General features: G+C 46.4%; 18 protein-coding genes. 11 read left to right on the forward strand and 7 right to left on the reverse strand.

Features of this window, described 5'->3' with window-relative positions; genetic code table 11:
- Positions 1-2: 2 nt before the first annotated feature.
- Positions 3-950 (reverse strand): YafY family protein, encoded by a 948-nt coding sequence (locus VL525_RS02320; protein ID WP_325382891.1) that lies wholly within the window; start codon positions 948-950, stop codon positions 3-5.
- Between the two features lie 63 nt (positions 951-1013).
- Here VL525_RS02320 and VL525_RS02325 point away from each other — a divergent pair, with 63 nt between their 5' ends.
- The 4 genes from VL525_RS02325 (at position 1014) to VL525_RS02340 (ending at position 3725) form a co-directional block, all read left to right on the forward strand.
- Positions 1014-1253, forward strand: coding sequence for a DUF2007 domain-containing protein (locus VL525_RS02325; RefSeq protein ID WP_325382893.1), 240 nt, complete (start codon positions 1014-1016; stop codon positions 1251-1253).
- A gap of 58 nt (positions 1254-1311) precedes the next feature.
- Entirely contained in the window at positions 1312-1740 is a 429-nt protein-coding gene (locus VL525_RS02330) for a YciI family protein (protein ID WP_325382895.1), read from the forward strand.
- Between the two features lie 87 nt (positions 1741-1827).
- Entirely contained in the window at positions 1828-2835 is a 1008-nt protein-coding gene (locus tag VL525_RS02335; protein WP_325382897.1) for a N(4)-(beta-N-acetylglucosaminyl)-L-asparaginase, read from the forward strand.
- Between the two features lie 125 nt (positions 2836-2960).
- Positions 2961-3725, forward strand: coding sequence for a copper homeostasis protein CutC (locus VL525_RS02340; protein ID WP_325382898.1), 765 nt, complete (start codon positions 2961-2963; stop codon positions 3723-3725).
- Positions 3726-3809: 84 nt separating this feature from the next.
- Here the strand turns inward: VL525_RS02340 and VL525_RS02345 are convergent, their stop codons facing one another.
- Entirely contained in the window at positions 3810-6629 is a 2820-nt protein-coding gene (locus VL525_RS02345; protein ID WP_325382900.1) for a hypothetical protein, read from the reverse strand.
- A 126-nt stretch (positions 6630-6755) separates the two neighbouring features.
- Between VL525_RS02345 and VL525_RS02350 the strand changes: the two genes are divergently transcribed.
- The 3 genes from VL525_RS02350 to VL525_RS02360 all read left to right on the forward strand — a co-directional run bounded on the left by VL525_RS02350 (position 6756) and on the right by VL525_RS02360 (position 10823).
- Positions 6756-7781, forward strand: coding sequence for a hypothetical protein (locus VL525_RS02350; protein WP_325382902.1), 1026 nt, complete (start codon positions 6756-6758; stop codon positions 7779-7781).
- A gap of 81 nt (positions 7782-7862) precedes the next feature.
- Complete coding sequence (hscA, locus tag VL525_RS02355; protein WP_325382904.1) at positions 7863-9719, forward strand: Fe-S protein assembly chaperone HscA; 1857 nt, start codon at positions 7863-7865, stop codon at positions 9717-9719.
- A 69-nt stretch (positions 9720-9788) separates the two neighbouring features.
- On the forward strand, positions 9789-10823 hold the full coding sequence (locus VL525_RS02360) for a hypothetical protein (RefSeq protein WP_325382906.1): 1035 nt from the start codon (positions 9789-9791) through the stop codon (positions 10821-10823).
- A gap of 60 nt (positions 10824-10883) precedes the next feature.
- Here the strand turns inward: VL525_RS02360 and VL525_RS02365 are convergent, their stop codons facing one another.
- Entirely contained in the window at positions 10884-11171 is a 288-nt protein-coding gene (locus tag VL525_RS02365) for a hypothetical protein (protein WP_325382908.1), read from the reverse strand.
- Positions 11172-11271: 100 nt separating this feature from the next.
- Between VL525_RS02365 and VL525_RS02370 the strand changes: the two genes are divergently transcribed.
- Positions 11272-12411: a hypothetical protein gene (locus VL525_RS02370; protein ID WP_325382910.1), complete on the forward strand. Its 1140-nt coding sequence runs from the start codon at positions 11272-11274 to the stop codon at positions 12409-12411.
- Here the strand turns inward: VL525_RS02370 and VL525_RS02375 are convergent.
- Together VL525_RS02375 and VL525_RS02380 are read right to left on the reverse strand one after the other, a co-directional pair.
- The gene (locus VL525_RS02375) at positions 12408-12992 is read right to left on the reverse strand and encodes a riboflavin synthase (RefSeq protein WP_325382912.1); all 585 of its coding nucleotides are present in this window, start codon (positions 12990-12992) and stop codon (positions 12408-12410) included. The genes VL525_RS02370 and VL525_RS02375 overlap by 4 nt on opposite strands.
- A 136-nt stretch (positions 12993-13128) precedes the next feature.
- Positions 13129-13626, reverse strand: coding sequence for an SRPBCC domain-containing protein (locus tag VL525_RS02380; RefSeq protein WP_325382914.1), 498 nt, complete (start codon positions 13624-13626; stop codon positions 13129-13131).
- A 71-nt stretch (positions 13627-13697) separates the two neighbouring features.
- Here VL525_RS02380 and VL525_RS02385 point away from each other — a divergent pair, with 71 nt between their 5' ends.
- On the forward strand, positions 13698-14162 hold the full coding sequence (locus VL525_RS02385; RefSeq protein WP_325382916.1) for an NUDIX domain-containing protein: 465 nt from the start codon (positions 13698-13700) through the stop codon (positions 14160-14162).
- A 94-nt stretch (positions 14163-14256) separates the two neighbouring features.
- Here the strand turns inward: VL525_RS02385 and accC are convergent, their stop codons facing one another.
- On the reverse strand, positions 14257-15744 hold the full coding sequence (accC, locus tag VL525_RS02390; RefSeq protein WP_325382918.1) for an acetyl-CoA carboxylase biotin carboxylase subunit: 1488 nt from the start codon (positions 15742-15744) through the stop codon (positions 14257-14259).
- Between the two features lie 41 nt (positions 15745-15785).
- Positions 15786-16538, reverse strand: coding sequence for a YdcF family protein (locus tag VL525_RS02395; protein WP_325382920.1), 753 nt, complete (start codon positions 16536-16538; stop codon positions 15786-15788).
- Between the two features lie 483 nt (positions 16539-17021).
- Here VL525_RS02395 and VL525_RS02400 point away from each other — a divergent pair, with 483 nt between their 5' ends.
- Together VL525_RS02400 and VL525_RS02405 are read left to right on the forward strand one after the other, a co-directional pair.
- On the forward strand, positions 17022-17417 hold the full coding sequence (locus VL525_RS02400; protein ID WP_325382922.1) for a VOC family protein: 396 nt from the start codon (positions 17022-17024) through the stop codon (positions 17415-17417).
- 489 nt (positions 17418-17906) lie between these two features.
- Positions 17907-19100: a DUF5009 domain-containing protein gene (locus VL525_RS02405; RefSeq protein WP_325382924.1), complete on the forward strand. Its 1194-nt coding sequence runs from the start codon at positions 17907-17909 to the stop codon at positions 19098-19100.
- The last annotated feature ends 299 nt before the right edge of the window (positions 19101-19399 follow it).

The following is a 19399-nucleotide window of genomic DNA, read 5'->3' on the forward strand; positions in this document are numbered from 1 at the left end:
TTTTAGCTGTTCCGCGCCATGATGATGCCGGATAGCTCTTTGATCTTTTCCTTCAGGCTGCACGGACTTACTATCATGGCCATATCGCCATACATCATCAGCCAGCGCACAAATCCCTCAACAAACCCGGTAAGGAACGTCATTTCTATCATCCCATCCACTTCACGTTCCGACACAAAACCATTATAATATTTTTGCTCGTTCAGGTAAGGGCCGATACTTTTTTCTACCCTGATGATCACTTCCTCCAGGTTTCTTTCCTTTGCCTGCCGCGAAATGTATTCTTTCAGGTTAGGATGCAACGTCTTGAAACGCTCGCCGGTAAGGGAAATATCTGATATCCGGTCGAGCCGGAAATCCCTGTAATCCGTTCGCAAGCGGCACCAGGCTATCAGGTGCCAATAGTTGTCCTGATAAAAAACGCCCACTGGTTCTATACAGCGTTCGCTGCGCTGCTGGTTGTGCATGGCAAAATAATGAATAGACAGTACGGTACGCTCACCTATGCCCTTTAAAATTACCTGCAAAGGGTTCAGGTAGAGTTGGGTGTTCGACGTTCTCCTGCTTTTGAGCACTTCGATATGCCCGTCGATGTTGTCCAAAAAATCCTTTTCGGCCATGCGCAACACGGACCGTATTTTGTACATGGCCGACTTATAATTCTCATCCGATGATGGGTCGGTAAGTTTTTCCATCAGCTTTTCAGCTGTAAGAAACGCGGTTGCTTCCTCCCTTGTAAACATCACAGGCGGCAAACGATAGCCATCCATAATGGAATAACCCACTCCGGCTTCGCCAATGAGGGGTATACCCGCTTCTTCCAGCGTTTTTACATCGCGGTAAACCGTGCGCAGGCTGATATTGAACCGGTCGGCAATATCGCTTGCCTTTACCACCCTGCGCGATTGCAGGTGGATCAGTATAGCCGATATACGGTCGATGCGGTTCATAATTATGCCAAATTAACCAAAACAAATTCTCATTTTTGGCCATACGACTAATTAAACTTTAAGATGAGCAAAGAAGAAGAGATTATAACTTTTGAAACCTATTTCGACCCGATGCTGGCCGAGATTATTCGCGCCAAGCTGGAGGCGAACGATATCCCCTGTTTTTTAGCCGATGAAAACATGGGCAGCATTTACCCGGCTTATAACCAGGGTGGCGGCGGTATCAAGCTTAAAATATTTGCGCGGGATTTGGAGCGGTGCCGGGAGATCGTTGATAGTGATGAAGAGATTGGAAACGATTAGTTTCACCAAACACGACACTTATCACGAGTTTGATTGTTAAGCATTGAAAATACCGGTCATGAAAAAATACGTATTCCTTTCAATTGCATTTGCGGCCTTAGCTTTTTCCTCGTTTGCCCAGCAGGTTGTGAATCCGGGCAAGACACAGTTTTTATTTATTATCCGCTTTAAAGCCGATTTTAAACCATCGTCGGACGAAGCTGTGAAAGCCAATATCAAAAAATGGCAGGAGTATATGGGCGAACTGGGCAAGTCGGGCAAACTGGCAAGCGGTTACCGGGTGGCGAGCGACGGGTTAACGATAAGCGGAACGGGGAAATCGCTCAAAAGTGAGCCTTACGTTACTGATGGCGACCAGGTAAGTTCGATACTGGTTATTAACGCTGAAAGTATGGACGCCGCAAAGGCCATAGCAGACAAATGCCCGGTATTTGAATTTGGCGGCAGTGTGGAAGTGCGGCCGGTTATGAATACGGCCGGGCAGTAAAGTGAATATCGAATAATGAATTTCGAATAACGATCACAGAACACTTCAATATTCGGTGTTCGTTATTAAATACTTTATATTAGCGGCATGTACAATCGCCGTAAATTTATTAAAGTATCCGCTGCGGGGGCTTCGCTCGCCGCCTTGTCACGGTCGGCCGTGGCCGAAACACTGGTTAAAACTACAGACGCAAAATTCCCCATCGTCATTTCCACCTGGGACTTCGGCATCGTAGCCAATAAGGAAGCCTGGAAGACCCTCGAAAAGGGCGGCCGCTCGCTCGATGCCGTGGAGGCAGGAGTAAGAATACCCGAGGCCGATATGAAAAATCATACCGTGGGCCGCGCCGGTTACCCCGACCGCGATGGCCACGTAACGCTGGACGCCTGTATTATGGACGAGTTTGGCAATTGCGGTTCGGTTGCGGCCATTGAACATATCGCTCACCCGATATCGGTGGCAAGGCTTGTGATGGAGAAAACGCCGCACGTAATGCTGGTTGGCGAAGGCGCAACCCAATTTGCGGTAGAACAAGGATTTAAAAAGGAAAAGCTATTGACGCCAGAATCAGAAAAGGCGTGGAAAGAATGGCTGAAAACAGCAAAATATAGCCCGGTAATTAACATCGAGAACAAACAGGGCATTCCCGGAAATCAATACAATCACGACACTATAGGCATGCTGGCCATTGACGCCAAAGGCAATCTTTCAGGAGCATGCACTACCAGCGGCATGGCTTTCAAAATGCATGGCCGCGTGGGCGACAGCCCCATCATTGGCGCGGGTTTGTATGTAGATAACGAAGTGGGCGGCGCTACCTCTACAGGGGTAGGTGAAGAAGTGATCCGCAACGTGGGCAGCTTTTTGGTTGTCGAATTGATGCGACAGGGCTATTCGCCGGAAGACGCCTGCAAGGAAGCAGTAAAACGCATCATCAAAAAGAAACCGGAAACGGCAAAACAAATACAGGTTGGTTTCCTGGCTATCAATAAAAAAGGTGAGTATGGGGCCTATGCCATTCAAAGCGGCTTCTCATTTGCGGTATGTGATTCTAATCAACAGGACCTATTGATTAAGGGAAAGAGCATTTATTGATATAATCTACGGCTTGTACCGATATAGCAAAATTGTAAATTAATGATTAACTTAGCTAATTATTAAGTAAAATTCGACGGATTCCCTTAATTTCCGTTGAGTAACCTATTGATTATCTGAAGACTATGAACAAACAAACTAAACCTGTTATCACCCTCGAGGTATGCGCCAATTCTGTTGCCTCTGCAATAGCAGCGCAGGAAGGCGGTGCGGTACGGGTCGAATTATGCGAAAATCTTTCAGAGGGCGGTACCACACCATCATACGGCCAGATAACTTTAGCGCGAAAACTGCTCTCCATTAAGCTTTACGTTTTGATACGCCCGCGTGGCGGCGATTTCCTGTATTCGAATGTCGAGTTTGATATTATGAAAGCAGATGTGCAGCATTGTATCGAGACGGGCTGCGACGGTATTGTGATCGGCATACTGAACGCTGATGGTTCGATTGACAAAAAGCGTTGCAGCGAATTGGTTAGCATGGCAAAAAGCCAGGGACTTGGGGTAACCTTTCACCGGGCGATAGATATGTGCGCCGATATGAACCAGGCGCTTGAGGATATTATTGAGTTGGGCTGCGAGCGCATCCTGACGTCAGGCGGAAAAAGTACTGCTGTGGAAGGTGTGGGTGTAATAGCACACCTGGTTGAAAAAGCTGTGGGGAGAATAAGCATTATGCCAGGAGCCGGGGTAAGCGAAAACACCGTTGCTGACATTATCCACTTTACCGGGGCAATGGAGATACATTCATCTGCCCGGAAAACCATAAAAAGCCAGATGGGTTACAAAAACGATCATATCCTGATGGGTTATGGCGAAACGGATGAATACAGCTATTCGATGACGGATGTGGAGCGCGTGAGAAGTATTTTAAGGGAGGCGAACGGGTAATTTTTTAGTCCGAAAGTCCGCTTAAGTCGGAAAGTCCGAACGAAAACTTGATAATTTAACAACTGTTATTCCGGATCAAACCAATCAAAATACCGCTACCGGCAATATGATCTCGAAGCGGTTACGCCCTGAACCGCCGAAAACATCGGGGTCGAGCAAACGATCGTACCGGAAACCGAACGATATAGGCACCTGGTTGAACCATTGCGTATCAAAGAATATGGCCGCACCTGCCGACCGGAAGCTGCGGTGATGCCCGCCCACGGTAAATGCGTCGGACACCCGGCTGTAATCGTAAAAAACATCCCCTCTTAATCTCAGAAAGTAAATAGTACTGGCCACGCCCTTGTCAGGGTAAGCTATGGGGAAGTGATAATCGGCGCCTATCTTATTCATGCTGTACAGGTTCTCGGCCACGTAGCCGCGGGCAAACGGGAAGTTGTTGGTGAAATCGATCTCGTTATCATCACCCTTTTGTTGGTGCGCCGCGTTGATAACTAAACTGTGGTTGACCGATAGCCCCGGAAAGAAAAAATTCCCCGATGCCAGAAACTGACTTGCGGTAAGGCCGGTAATGGCATTTCTGTAATTAAGCGAGATGCTTTGCCCGAAGCGAGGATAGATATTCTGTTTCGCCTGCTGGATGTGTGTTGCGAACCTGATGTAATTATTGAGGTATGTATAATGGCTTGAGCCGATATCGGCTGTATGAAAATTAGCCTGGCTGTAGTAAACGTCGGTACCGAAACTTAATCCGGTGATCTGCCTGCCGCGGCTGAAATTAAACGGAAATTGAAGGCCGCCATGGACATTGACCTCGTTCCAGTAAATATTGCCTGTTTTGAAAAAACCTTTACGATCAATCGTATAATCGATTCCGGCACGCAGGAACGGCAGCCATGCCCCATAAACAGCATCAAAACCTATATCCTTGTAGCCCTCGTCACGATTGTAACCAAAGGATATTTGCGATTGAAATGTATTGAGCACATTCTCACCAATAATGGCGATGGAATAATCCGGGTCGTTGACCGTTGGGATTATGCTGTGAAAATTAAACAAATGATAAGTTTTGGGATATTTGGTAACCGCGAGCGGTTGTTGCTTTACAGAATCGAGCAATTGCGATGCGGTATTTTTGTTTAAGGCTGAAATGCCAAAGTTTGGCATGGCTGTTTGTGCCCGGGCATCTTTTATTTCGAGCCACTCCGCACTTTTATTATTGACCTCATTTATCCGGTATCCAGCAGCTGTAAACCCAACCCAGGCCAGTTTTTTGCCCGTAATTGCAGGCTGATAGTAGCCGATTGCCCCATGATTATCCGGGTTGGGTAACCAATACTGTTTGCCGTCGGCAAGGTCAAACGCGAATAAATTATCGGTACTCCCCGACCGTGTGTAATAAACTGTATCGCCCCGGACAAACAGGAAGCCGAGGGGTTCATAGGAAAAGTGCGTCAGGTATTTGACCTTCCCGGTTTTTATGCCGATCTCAGCCAGCGACATTTCTCCGTCCTTATTTCTTACGGCGGATATCAATTTCTCTTCGCCATAAAATTTAGGATAGGTAAAAAATAAGTTATCAGGGTTCGGAACAACTTGTAATAGTTTGCCGTCAGCTGCATTCAGTAAGTGTAACCCGCTTTTCCCCGAAGAGCCAACCTGTACTGCCACAATAGTTTTTCCGTCAGGACTGAAATCAGGTGCAAAATATTTTGAGCTTTTAGTCAGGCGTTTTTCCTTACCGGTGGCTACGTCCAGTAGCTGCAATTCGCTGTAATCTCGGTAGGTCCAGCGCAAGTCGGACCGATAGGTTGCATAAACAATTTTCCCGTTTTGATAAGCAAAGTAATTATCCAGCGATGCATCGCGCGTCCGGATGACCCTTTCCTTCCCTCCTGTTCTCAGTACGAATGCGGGTAAATGATCGTACGTGCTTTTCATATAAATCAGCGTACTGTCGTTTACAAAAGCAGGGTATTCCTCGTTAGCAACAAAATGTGGCGGTTGGTCGTAGTTCTTTTTATCCGCTGCAAATTCCTTCTTAAAATGTTCAAAGGCATCCGCTCTGAACTGCCCGTAGCTTATACCAGCATACTTATTTATAGCGTGCTGTAACGGGTAAACCCCGCCTTTAAATGCCGCAGCATCCTGGGTTACTTTTTTCCAGAAATCGTCCCCATATTTTTCGCGCCCGTAAGCCACCAGCATATAACCCATCGGATACCAGTCGGGTATGTAATCGCGATACGATCCGTTGCGGAGTTTCATCCAGCTATAATCCTTGCCTGCTGCCCATAAGGCACGGTAACCGTTAAAAAAGTAAGGCAGGCGGCCCCTGCCCTGTTCGCTTACCAGGGTTTCATTAAAAACGGCATCGCCTTCAAAAAACCAGTTGGGTATGGCCAGGTCGTTACCCAATGCCTGCCCGCCTTCGCCAAAAAGTACACGAAGGAAACGGGAAAAGCCCACGTTAAAATTATTGTATTGCTGCACATGCCTGAACTCGTGTATGGATAATTGCGCGGCCCAGGGCAGGCTGCCCACTTCGAAGCTGTTTTGCTCGGGCGTTAGGTAAAATTCACTTCGGAAGGGCGCTAAACCTACATAGGCATTGGCAACGGTGGTCTGATTTTGTAATACGATGCTAACCTGTTTTTGCTTTGTCCCGATGGTAGGTTTGATGGCATTATTCATACGCTGAATAATATCGGCTACTTCAAAAGCTGAAGAATCAAGTCCTTTGGGAAATATCACCTTCGCCGCCGGAGTTTTTATCTGGTTCCATCTGATAGATGGCGGATTTCCCCCAAATTGCTGAGCGCTGCTTTTAGTGGCAGTTGCGAGCAGCAGTAGCAGTAAAACTTTTATCGAAAATTTGTTCTTCAGGGCAGGTCCGATCATCGGGATGAAAGTAATGACAAAATAGCTGTTATGCAATCGGTAAATAGACCGGTCATTGCTTGCAGCATTTATTTACCTATATTAGTAGTTAATTATAAACTGGTCATTCGCCTTATCTTCTGAAAAATGAAAAAGTCCTGGCTCAATAAATATTGTTTGATCGTGTGCATCGCACTTTGCGGCATTACTTCCTGTAAAAAAAGCACACATACCCCGGTTGACGGTGTTACTGCCAATGTATATGTAGCCGGATATATTGCCGTTGATGCGGGTACCAACCAGGCGGCCTACTGGAAAAATGGGAACCTTAACATTTTATCAGAATATGGCATAGAGGCAAAGGCAAACGCCCTGACAGTTAACCTGGGCAATGTATACACAGCAGGTTACGTCATCCAGGGCAATTTACAAAGAGCTATGTATTGGAAAAATAACGAGCAAATTGGTTTGCCCAACAGCGCTTCGTTGCCGTCCAATGCACTGGCTATTACTACCGGCGGGGCTGACGTGTATGTGGCCGGCTACTTAAACGGCGCTGTACAGCAGGCAGTATATTGGAAAAATGGCATTTTGGTGAGCCTTGCGCCGGACGGCGCTACGGCTTCGGTCGCGACCGGAATTTACGTGCAGGGTTCAGATATATATGTTGCCGGGAGTGTGGGGTTTGGAAGCGTAACTAAGCCTGCATTATGGAAGAACGGCGTGCCAACTTATTTGGAAACCGATGCGGACAAATATACCATCGCATTGGGCGTAACAGCAGTTGGTTCGGACGTATATGTATGCGGCAGTGAAAACAGTTCGGACCAAAGCCATATACAAACATCCATTTACTGGAAAAATGGCGTAAAGCAAACCATCACTTCAAATGCAGGGACTTCTGCCATTATTGCGAACGGAAACGATGTTTATATAACAAATAATGAAGCAGCCGGCCTAAGTTACTGGAAAAACGGCACGGTGACAGCAGTCACATCCAATGGCGTGCCTATCAAAACAGAGGCCAACGGCATTAGCGTTTCAGGAACGGACGTGTACCTGGCCGGGAAATTTAACGGATCGGCTACCTATTGGAAAAACGGAAAGGCAACGACACTTTCTGTGGGTGGCGGTGTGTCTGAGGCCAATGCAATCGTTGTTGTAGCTAAGTAAACTCCAAGTTCAACTCGCAACATTTAAATGACACTCCGTTAGCTAAAACTAAGTACATTTGCCGCTTGTTGATAGTTTAACATGGCTAAAGTTTCCATCAACCTGGCAACAGGTTCCATACAAAAAGAAGATATTATTGTCGGCATAGACCTGGGCACCACCAATTCGCTGGTTGCCTTTATCGACCCGGATAAAGAACCGAAGGTTATTAACGATACCGGTAAGGGTGTTTTGGTGCCGTCAGTGGTACACTTTGGTCCGGTTGGTGAAATAACTGTGGGCAACGAAGCAAAAAACCACTTGATCACCGATCCGCAGAATACCGTTTTTTCCGTAAAGCGTCTATTGGGTCGCTCCTACCATGATATCGAGAATTATAAGGATTTCTTTTCCTATAAAGTTATCGACGACAATACCGAAAGCCTGGTGAAGATCAAGGTCGGTGATAAATTCTATACCCCTATTGAACTTTCAGGACTGATATTAAAGGAGTTAAAGGAACGCGCGGAACACGCTTTGAAAACTCCGGTTACCCGTGCTGTGATTACGGTACCAGCGTATTTTAACGATTCGCAGCGCCAGGCCACGCGCGATGCCGGCAAATTAGCAGGTTTGGACGTATTGCGTATTGTGAACGAACCAACCGCCGCCAGCCTGGCTTATGGAATCGGATTGAATCCGGAGGAGACCAAAACCATTGCCGTTTACGACCTGGGTGGCGGAACTTTCGATGTTTCTATCCTGCAAATACAAAACGGCATTTTCGAAGTACTTTCCACCAATGGCGATACTTTTTTAGGCGGGGATGATTTTGACCGCGCTATTGTTGATTACTGGATAGAAAAGAATCAATTAAACAGGGATGAACTGCTGAAAAACCGTGAGCTGGCACAGGAGCTCCGGCTTAAAGCTGAGGAAGCCAAAAAGGCTTTCGCTTATCAAAGCCTGGTGAACGACAAGATCGGTGACATTTGGTGTACGCTTGACCGCAATACTTTTAACGAACTGATAACGCCCAAAGTGCAGCAAACCATTGATAGCTGCCGCAATGCGCTGAAGGATGCCGGGCTAACTATTAAGGATATTGATGAAGTGGTGATGGTAGGCGGATCGACCCGTACGGCTTTGGTGAAAAAGATGGTGGCCGAATTTTTTGGTCGCGAAGTGCATGATGACCTGAACCCCGATGAAGTTGTTGCTCTGGGCGCAGCCATACAGGCCGATATACTTGCGGGTAACCGGAAAGACATTTTGTTATTGGATGTTACCCCCCTGTCGCTGGGTATTGAGACCATGGGCGGATTGATGGATGTGATTATTCCGCGTAATTCAAAAGTGCCGACTAAGGCAGGCCGGCAATATACCACGTCTATTGACGGGCAGGCGAATATGAAAATAGCCGTTTACCAGGGCGAAAGGGACTTGGTGAAGGAGAACCGCAAACTGGCTGAATTCGACCTGAAAGGGATACCGGCCATGCCGGCGGGTTTCCCGAAGGTGGATATAAATTTCCTGCTGAATGCCGATGGGATATTGAAAATACAGGCCATGGAACTGCGGTCGGGTGTTAAGCAGGAGGTTGAGGTAACCCCAACCTATGGCATTACCGACGACCAGGTGGAACAAATGCTGATGGACAGCATTACCCACGCCCAGGATGACGTGGCCCAGCGCATGCTGATAGAAGCGCGTACCGAAGGCGAACAAATGGTTTATACCGTCGAACGTTTCCTGCAAAAAAACAGCGGCTATGTTAGTGTGGCCGAAATAAGCGACACGACCAAATTGATACAGGCTTTAAAAGATTCCCTCACCAGCGGTGATAAGGACCTGATCCATAAAAGCATTGACGAATTGAACGAGTTTACCCGCCCCTTTGCCGAACGCCTGATGGACCAGGCTATCAGCACGGCGATGAAGGGAAAGAGTATAGAGTAGTGATTTGTTAATTGGTGATTGGTTGATTAGTGGGGATAATCTGTTACTTTCGCGAATCAAATCAAATTCATGATCAATAAACAACTGTTACTTTCCATACCACTTGTTTGCCTCGTTGTGTCTGCAAGGGCGCAGGTTACCGACACCGTTAAAAAGCAGCCTGCCGATACCGCTACCCATAAAATTATTGCCGACACTATTGCTAAAGCAACATCGCTAAAGCTTGATACGCTGAAGTACGATTCGCTGATGACCCGGATGGCCAATGGCGACGCAAGCGGCAGATGGCCCGTAAAGAATGCACCCTATCCGTTGCCCGGCGCCATTTTACCTTTTAATCGTATTGTGGCTTATTATGGCAATATGTACTCCAAAAACATGGGCGTATTGGGTGAGTATGCGCCAAAGGTGATGTTATCGAAATTACAGGCCGAGGTAAAAGCATGGGAAGCTGCCGACCCGGCAACCCCGGTTGTACCCGCCCTGCATTACATCTGCGTTACCGCGCAGGCTTACGCAGGAAAAAATGGCCTGCATAACCTTCGGATGCCGTTTAGTCAAATAGATAAGGTATTGGAAATGGCAAAACCGATCAATGCACTGGTTTTCCTCGATTTCCAGGTGGGTTTTAGTACGGTTCAGCAGGAAATTCCACGGATAGAGAAGTATCTTCAAATGCCCAATGTAAATGTGGGTATCGACCCGGAATTTTCAATGAAGGAAGGCAGCGTGCCGGGTAAACGCATCGGCACCTTTGATGCGGCTGATATTAACTTTGTGTCGAATTACCTGGCGGAGATCGTACGGAAATACAACCTGCCGCCCAAAATACTGGTGGTGCACCGTTTTACCGAACGCATGGTAACCAATTATAAAAACATCAAACGGCGCCCCGAAGTGCAGATAGTGATGGACATGGATGGATGGGGCGGACCTGACCTGAAGAAGGGTACTTACAAATATTTCATATCGCAGCAGCCGGTACAGTTTACCGGGTTCAAACTGTTTTACAAAAACGACATAAAAAATCCGCCGAAGCGGATGCTGACCAAACAGGAAATATTAAACCTGAAGCCTGTGCCGATGTATATACAGTACCAATAGCTTTGTGAATGGTGAATAGTCAATAGTGAATTTATTATTGACTATTCACTATTCACCACCTCACTTACCCAACGCTTCCTGTTCCTTCAGCGCTGAGATATTATTCTGGCTGTTGAACTGGTCTGTTTTACCGGCGAAGTCTTCCAATATACCTGCAATGGTGTCCAGGTTATCGGATACGCGCTGGTGCATATCGGGCAGGTCCTTTTCCAGGCGTTTGTCACCAAGGTCGATATTATCCACCTCTATTTTGGTTAATTTTTGTATGATAGCCTGCTGGCTATTTTTTAAATCTTCAAGCTCATGGACAATTTTTTCCATCAGCCCGAACTTTTTGATCTTATCCATATCCAATTTATTTTGGTTAAATAATGTGCTTACACAACAGCAAAAACGGGAATTTTGTTTAATGTTTGCAATTGTAAATAATAACTAATAATTTAGTTATATGAAATCGATCCTTCTCTGCACTCTTTTCTTTACACTTTTCGTTGATGCGTACGCGCAGGATAAACCGGTTAACGAGCAGTTGATAGACTATTATCAAACACAACGCTATGCCGATGCGCTCGAATTTTTAAAAAGCACTTATCACGAGCCGGTTACCGATCAGAAAGTGCTTTCGAGCATGGCCTATACCTCGCAAATGGCGGGGCTGCTGGCCGATGCGGAGATCTATTACCAGCGGGTTTATGACCTCGACTCCGCCAATTACCGCGTGTTATTTAACCTCGGTAACCTGAACCTTCGCAAGGGCAATAATCAGAAAGCTAAGGGGTATTTCCTCCACCTATTGGAAAAGGACAGTACCAATTTCATTGTTTACAAGGATATGGCCCAGATCAGTATTGACGAGAGCGACAGCGCGAAGATCATGACCTATTTGAAAAAAGCAAACAGTTTACAACCTAAAGATGCTGATGTAGCCGCCCAGTTAAGCGGTTTTTATGTGGAAGCGAAAAAGTTTCCGCTGGCCGAAAATGTACTGAATATCGCCGTTAACGCCGACCCGCAAAATATATTACTGCTGGAAAGTTTGGTGAAGCTGGAATATGCCCAGCATAAATGGAAAGACGTCATTACGATCGGCGAAAATCTTTTCCAGGCAGGGGATAACTCGGCTTACATACAAAACAAGGTTGGCGAGGCTTATTATCACACCAAACAATACATTTGCGGCATCGAGACCTTTTCGGCTATACAGGGGATCTATAAAACGGAGGGAACATTTTATTACATAGCGTCTTGTTATAAAGGATTGAAGAACCAGCTAAAAGCCGTTGAATTTTTTAACCGGGCCATCGAAGCCGGATTATCACCCAATATCAGCAGTTATTATGACGAAATAGCCGATAGTTACACCACCTTAAAGCGGAACCGAAGCGCCTTACAAGCCTATCAGAAGTCGTTACAGTTTGAGGAAGCACCTTTGACCTATTACCTGATAGCGGGTTTGTATGATACCGAAATAAAGAACCGGAAAAACGCGTTCAGGTATTACAGAAAATACATCGCCTCAAAACCGCCGGAAAAACAGAAAACTTATATTGAATACTCGAAAAGCCGGATAGAAGCATTGAGCCATTAACGCTGCATCAGCCGGGCCACGTACTTGCCGATAATATCGAACTCAAGGTTTACCTTCGACCCTACCCTAACCTGCTGGAGGTTGGTGTGTTCAAAGGTATAAGGTATAATGGCGACCGAAAAGCTGTTGGCTTTGGAATTAACCACCGTCAGGCTGATGCCGTTCACGCAGATGGATCCTTTTTCGACCGTGACATTGCCCACAGCGGCATCGTATTCGAAAGTATACTCCCAGCTGCCGTCCAGTTCGTTAAAGGCTGTACACACCGCGGTTTGGTCGACGTGGCCCTGTACGATGTGTCCGTCCAGCCGGGCATTCATTTGCATACAGCGTTCCAGGTTTACCAGGCCGCCTGTTTTAAGTTCGCCCAGGCTGGTTTTATTCAACGTTTCTTCAATAGCGGTTACCGTGTGTTTGCCATCTTCCAAAGCAACAACCGTAAGGCACACGCCGTTATGCGCCACCGACTGATCGATCTTCAATTCGTTCGAGACAGCTGAGTCAACGGTGATATGAAGATTTCCCTGCTCGCGCCGCAGGTTGGTGATGGTTCCTAAAGTTTCAATAATGCCTGTGAACATAATACATGCTTAGTGCCCTCTGTGTAAATCTCCGTTCCCTTTGTGGTTATTAAACCACAGAGCGCACAAAGCAGGAACACAGAGTCCACAGAGTGAATAACAAAAGTAATACATTAATCCGGAGCGATTGTCGGCCTTATTTAAAATTGCTTTGTATATCCGTCCGTTTATTGCGCAGATCGATACCGCCTTCGAGGATAGATTTTAAATTGGCGAGATAAAATGTCCAGCCGACCTGGCATTGCACGAACAGGTTTTTGGACGGATCTGGTTCTTCTTTTATGTTTTCCTGCGTTAGTTCCAGTATAGTAAGACCGTTGCGGCTTTCAAGGGAAACGCTCACGATGTTATCATCCGAAAAAGTAAACTTGAAGAAATCGATGCTGTTCACTTCCAGCACGGAACCTTTCTCGACCGTGCTATCGTCAAACCCATGCCAGTACCATTCATAGGTATCTTCTTTTAACACAGATTCCTGCGGTTCGCGCAGGCGACCGGTAATGGTGTAGAAATTAGCTTTGCGCAAAAACCAGCTTTCCAAACCGGCGGGTGTTGTCCAGGCGGTGTAAACGCTTCGCAGGTCGGTGTTAAAGTCGGCTGTTACCTTAAATTTCGTCCAGTTGTTTTCGGCCATGATATGTTATGCTTGTTATGTAAAAGTAACTATTAATGTTTTCGCTTTTGTTAACTTGCCTTTAAATTCCTATGGCAAAGCAAAGCGCCGGCATATTATTATTCCGCTTCAAAAATAAACAGCCCGAAGTATTCCTGGTTCATCCCGGCGGACCATTTTTCCGGAATAAGGATGATGGCGCCTGGTCGATACCCAAAGGTGAATTTACGGATGGTGAGGAAGCGCTGGACGCCGCAGTACGCGAGTTTGAAGAAGAAACCGGGCTGGTGTTAACAGGTGAATTTATACCGCTCGACCCGGTAACGCAAAAGGGCGGCAAAAAGGTTTACGCCTGGGCCATAGCAGGCGACATTGACCACGAAACCATTGTAAGCAATACTTTTGAAATAGAATGGCCGCCACGGTCGGCTAAAAAACAAACTTTCCCGGAGGTGGATAAGGCCGGCTGGTTTGATGTGGAAACGGCGAAGGTGAAGATCAATGCGGCGCAGGTGGAATTTTTAAAAAATCTATTAATAAAATTAAAATCATCCTGAACCTGTCTGCCTGCAGGCGGGCTTGTTTCAGGATCTCTCATGCAAAGGGCAGTCGGTGGGATGCCGAAACAAGTTCGGCATGACATTTTAATATTTAAGCGAGCTTCTTCCTGTTTTTTACCCAGGCTGATGTTTCTGTTATGGCCGGTTGCCCGTTTTGGTGAAAACTTCTGTCGCTCAGTAGTTTTTCCATTATTATGGCTGCTATCAGCGCTTCCTCAGCGTTGCCGGTCTGTAATACGTCGGGTGTAAAATATTTCTTAACAAAGTGCGTATCGAAATTACCCGATGTAAACGCATCGTGCTGCATTACAAATTTACCGAAACCAAGCGTGGTGGTAATGCCGGTTATCTGGTATTCGTCAATAGCGCGTATCATACGTTCTATGGCCTCTTTACGGTCTTTGCCATAAGTTGTCAGTTTGGCAATCATCGGGTCGTAGTAGATGGGTATCTCCATCCCCTGCTCAAAACCGTCATCAACGCGTACACCGGGCCCCTTGGGCGTAACATAGGTTTGCAGGGTGCCAATATCCGGCAAAAAGTTATTCGCCGGGTCTTCGGCATAAACCCGCAATTCAACCGCGTGGCCCTTTATCTCCAAATCCTCCTGCTTAAAGCTTATCGGTTCGCCGCGCGCTATCTGTATCTGCTCCTTTACCAGGTCGATGCCGGTTATCATTTCGGTTACCGGGTGCTCTACCTGCAGGCGGGTATTCATTTCCAGGAAGTAAAAGTTCAGCTGGTCGTCCATGATAAATTCCACGGTACCCGCACCGGTATAATTAACCGACCGTGCAACATCCACGGCGCAGCGCCCCATTTGTTCACGTATCTCCGGCGTTAAAACCGACGACGGCGCTTCTTCGATCACCTTTTGGTGGCGCCGCTGTACAGAACAATCGCGCTCGAATAAATGAACAATGTTGCCGTGTGTATCGCCCAGCACCTGTATCTCGATATGCCTTGGCGATGAAACATAACGTTCTATAAACACCGAGCCATCACCAAAAGCCGACGTGGCTTCGGATACAGCCAGGTGCATCTGCTCCTCAAAATCATCAGCTTTCTCCACTATCCGCATACCCTTGCCGCCACCGCCTGCCGCTGCTTTTATCAGGATGGGGAAACCCACCTCGACCGCACGTTTTTTTGCTTCGGGGATGTCCGATATGGCCTCCTCCGTTCCCGGTACCATCGGGATATTATATTTTAACGCCGCAGCTTTTGCTGACAGTTTGTTTCCCATCACTTCCATCGCCTCGGGCGACGGACCGATCAGCGTTAAACCTGCTTCGCGCACCATCCGGGCAAAACCGGCGTTTTCGGACAGGAAACCATAACCGGGGTGGATACCTTCGGCGCCGGTCTGTTTGCAGGCGTCAATAATATTTTCCCCCACCAGGTACGATTGGCTCGACGGCGCTTCACCTATAAATACGGCCTCATCAGCATAACGTACGTGAAGTGCGTCACGGTCGGCAGCCGAATAAACAGCCACCGTTTTTATACCCATTTCGCGGGCCGAGCGCATTACCCGCAGAGCGATCTCGCCGCGATTGGCTACCAGAATTTTTTGCATATCAGCAAATGTATAAGATTTGGGTACAATACAAATAAATTTTACCGCTGCACATGAGCCACCACCATACCCAACAGTTCCTTAATATAAAAGTTCCAGGTGCTGAGCGCGTACAGGTTGGGGATAAAATTATCCAGCGTAGCTGTATTGGTATTGCCGGCCACGTAATCGCAGGGGTACGGCAGCACATCCACGCCTTTCTTCCTGAAAATATACAACGCCCGGCGCATGTGAAACGCTGAGGTAACCAGCAGATAAGGGCCTTTTAAATGGCCCTGCTGCAGCACCTGCCGGGTGTATTCCGCATTTTCGGTCGTGTTGATGGATCGGTGCTCTACCAGCAGCGCGCTATCGGGAAAGTTGAATTCCTTTAATGTTTTATAAACCCAGGCGCCTTCTGTAAACTGCGCTGCCGGGGCATCGCGGTTACCGCCGCTCATCATAATGTGCGATACCCTGCCGGTGGCCATCAGGTGCATACCTTCTATCAGCCTGTCACTGCGTTCGTTAAAAAAGCCCTTCCCCTTGTTATCTTCGCTCGTAAATCCGCCCAAAATAATAGCGGCGCTGTAAACCTTTCCCTTTTCCAAAGGCGCCGGCGAAACATCCCACCAACGCGCATAAGTGTTCAGTAAAAACATATTTGAAAAGAGAAATAGTATTACCACAGCCGACACCAGGCTTCGCTTTTTCCATTTCTGATTTTTTGTCAGCACGGCCACAAGCAGCAAGGCCACTATCCAGTTGAACGGTGATATAAACAATACAGCTAAGTTTGAAAAGAAGATATACATAGAGGGCCTGCTAAAACTGTGGTTAAAATAACAGTTAAGAAGGGTGATTGGAAATTATTCGGAGGAATGAGGGTGGTTTTTGTGATGTAAGGAGATTAGCTCCTTTCACAGAAGTCCCTGAACATTCATTACTTCATCGGAAAAATTTGTCCGTGGCGGACAGCAAATAAAGTTCTTTTAATCGATAAAATGCAGCCCGGCTATTTGACTCACCCGGTCATTGCTACGCTCGACCACCCTCTCTACCGCGAGCGGTAAAGAGGGGCTTTTTAATTTTACTTTTTGTTTGAAATACATCTCTATTTAACATAGAAAACAGCTTAATTGTAAAAAGTATTATTCGTGGATCGAGAAGTGTAGTGCCGGCAGCTACCGGGACCTGGTTGAGTCGATGGCGAAGTGACAACATCGTCAATAATAACTTAGGTCATTTATCTTTAACTTTAATCAAAATTCAAGCTTGTGAATAACACAACCATTAAAATGCCTGAAATTGGAGGCATTGCGCCTTACATCGAGGTTTTTGATATGCTCGCGTCCCTTCGATTTTACCGGGATATTATAGGTTTTGAAAAAAAGATGAGTTCGGGCGAAGGCGACGATGTTGATTGGGTATTACTTGAACATAAAGGTGCTGTCCTGATGCTGAATACGGCGTATGAAAAAGAAAACCGTCCCGCCGGGCCAGATCCCAGCCGTGTTAAAGGTCACAAAGACCTCTGCTTCTACTTCGACTGCATTGACATCGAGACGCTTTATCAATACTTTTTGAGTCGGGATGTTGAATTGAAAGCACCTGTTATAACCGGCTATGGGTGGAAAGCGATTTATGTAACCGACCCGGATGGATATGGATTGTGTTTCCATCACCCGGCTTGAAAATTTGTTTGAATCGGGACCAGGAAATTAATATTATTAATTTGATGCTAAAATCTATGTGTACCGAAAATCAAATATACATGTCCAAGTATTTGCCACAATTCATTACACTAAGCCAAAAATGGTTGCCTGATGAGGCATAAAAAGCGCCTGATTGGCGCCTGATGTTGCCTGATTCCGCTTTATGTGTGATTTTGCAACTATTTTGCGTTGTAACCGAACAAAATTTAACTTACTATAGTAAATTGAATATCAGTGCATTAAAAACAGGTGTTCACAAAAACCTCAAATTAAACCCATTTTGACCCCTTAGTGTAAATATAAAATTGCTGATATATAGCACATCCGGGAAATAATAAGCCTGAAAGAGGGCGCCGGCGTGAACACTTAGTGTAACCGTTCATATGGTGTGCAATATTATATCAACCTGTGAGAACATTTTAAAATATTTTAATAACTTAGGTGAGCAATTTTACAACCTAAAACACAATGGACCAGGCTACACTTTCCGGCAGTTCCCCTAAACGTCTTTTATCTGTTGATGCGTTCCGCGCGCTGAACATGTTATGTATGATATTTATTAACGACCTGAGCGGCGTGAAAGGGATACCCGAGTGGATGGACCATGCCAAACGCATGGATGACAAAATGGGCTTTGCCGATACTATTTTCCCTGCGTTCCTGTTCATCGTTGGGTTGTCGATCCCGCTGGCTATCAACCGAAAATGGCAAACGGGGGCCTCATCGGGGTCCATTGCCTTCTCCATCCTGTCGCGCTCCTTTGCGCTTTTGGTAATGGGTTTTATGCACGTTAACCTGGAAAGCTACAATTCGGCCCACGCCGTGCTGCCCGAATCGGTTTGGGAGATACTGATCACCGTTAGTTTCTTTCTTATCTGGCTGGATTATCCTGAAAGTCTTGATAAGGTTAAAAAGTATTTCCTGATCGGCGGCGGCTGGCTGATATTATTAACTATGGCCTTCCTGTATGTCGGCGGTCGCGGCGACGAAGTCAGGGGCCTGCGGCCGGAATGGTGGGGTATCCTGGGCATAATCGGCTGGTCGTACCTGGTTTGTGCATTCGTTTATTTTTTGGTGAAAGGAAATTTTACAGGAGTAATTATAGCTTTCCTGGTATTTATGGGATTCAATATCCTCAACCACAGCATGAAACTGCACCTGCATATCATCGGTATTTATGATGGCTCTTCGATATCGCTGGTACTGGCGGGTACGGTGGTATCATTGTGGTACTCGCGCATGGTTGCCAAAGGCTATAATACCAAACTCTGGCTGCTGTTTCTGCTTGCTGGGTGCGCGGCGATAGCTGCCGGGCTGCTCATCCGCCCGTACACAGAAGGTATTTCCAAAATACGCTCCACCCCTGCCTGGATATTTATTTGCATTGGTATCAGCATCCTGATGTTTGAGATCATGATCTACCTGGTTGATTTTAAAGGCAAAAAGAATTGGTTTAGTATCATCTGGCCTGCCGGAACAGCTACACTTACCTGCTACCTGATACCTTATTTACAGGTTGGTTTTTTTAACCTTTTTCATTTTCACTATCCGGCTTTTCTTAATTATGGATGGGGTGGTTTCTTCCGGTCGTGGGCGGTAGCTTTTATAGTGGTCATCATCGGCGGATTCCTGGCAAAACGAAAGTTAAAATTAAAGGTCTGACGTCGCTTGTTCGGCCCGCTATAAAACAAGAAATCCCCGTCCGCGTTAACGAGACAGGGATTTTGGATTGGGTAAAGAACGTATTTGTTATTAATCTTACCTATAACAGATCGGCTACTTTTACGCCCTTAGGTTGTAAAGGGTTATCGGATTTTATCAACATCTAACTGAGCCGGTGCAACTTGCATCTTTACAGCAATTTATATTATAGCTAAATTTTCTATAAGGGCGAAAGCTCCATAAATTTCAGATCGAGCCAGCGGCCGAACTTGAAACCTACTTCCTTAAAGTGCGCCACC

This window comes from Mucilaginibacter sp. (assembly GCF_035492695.1).
GTDB lineage: Bacteria > Bacteroidota > Bacteroidia > Sphingobacteriales > Sphingobacteriaceae > Mucilaginibacter.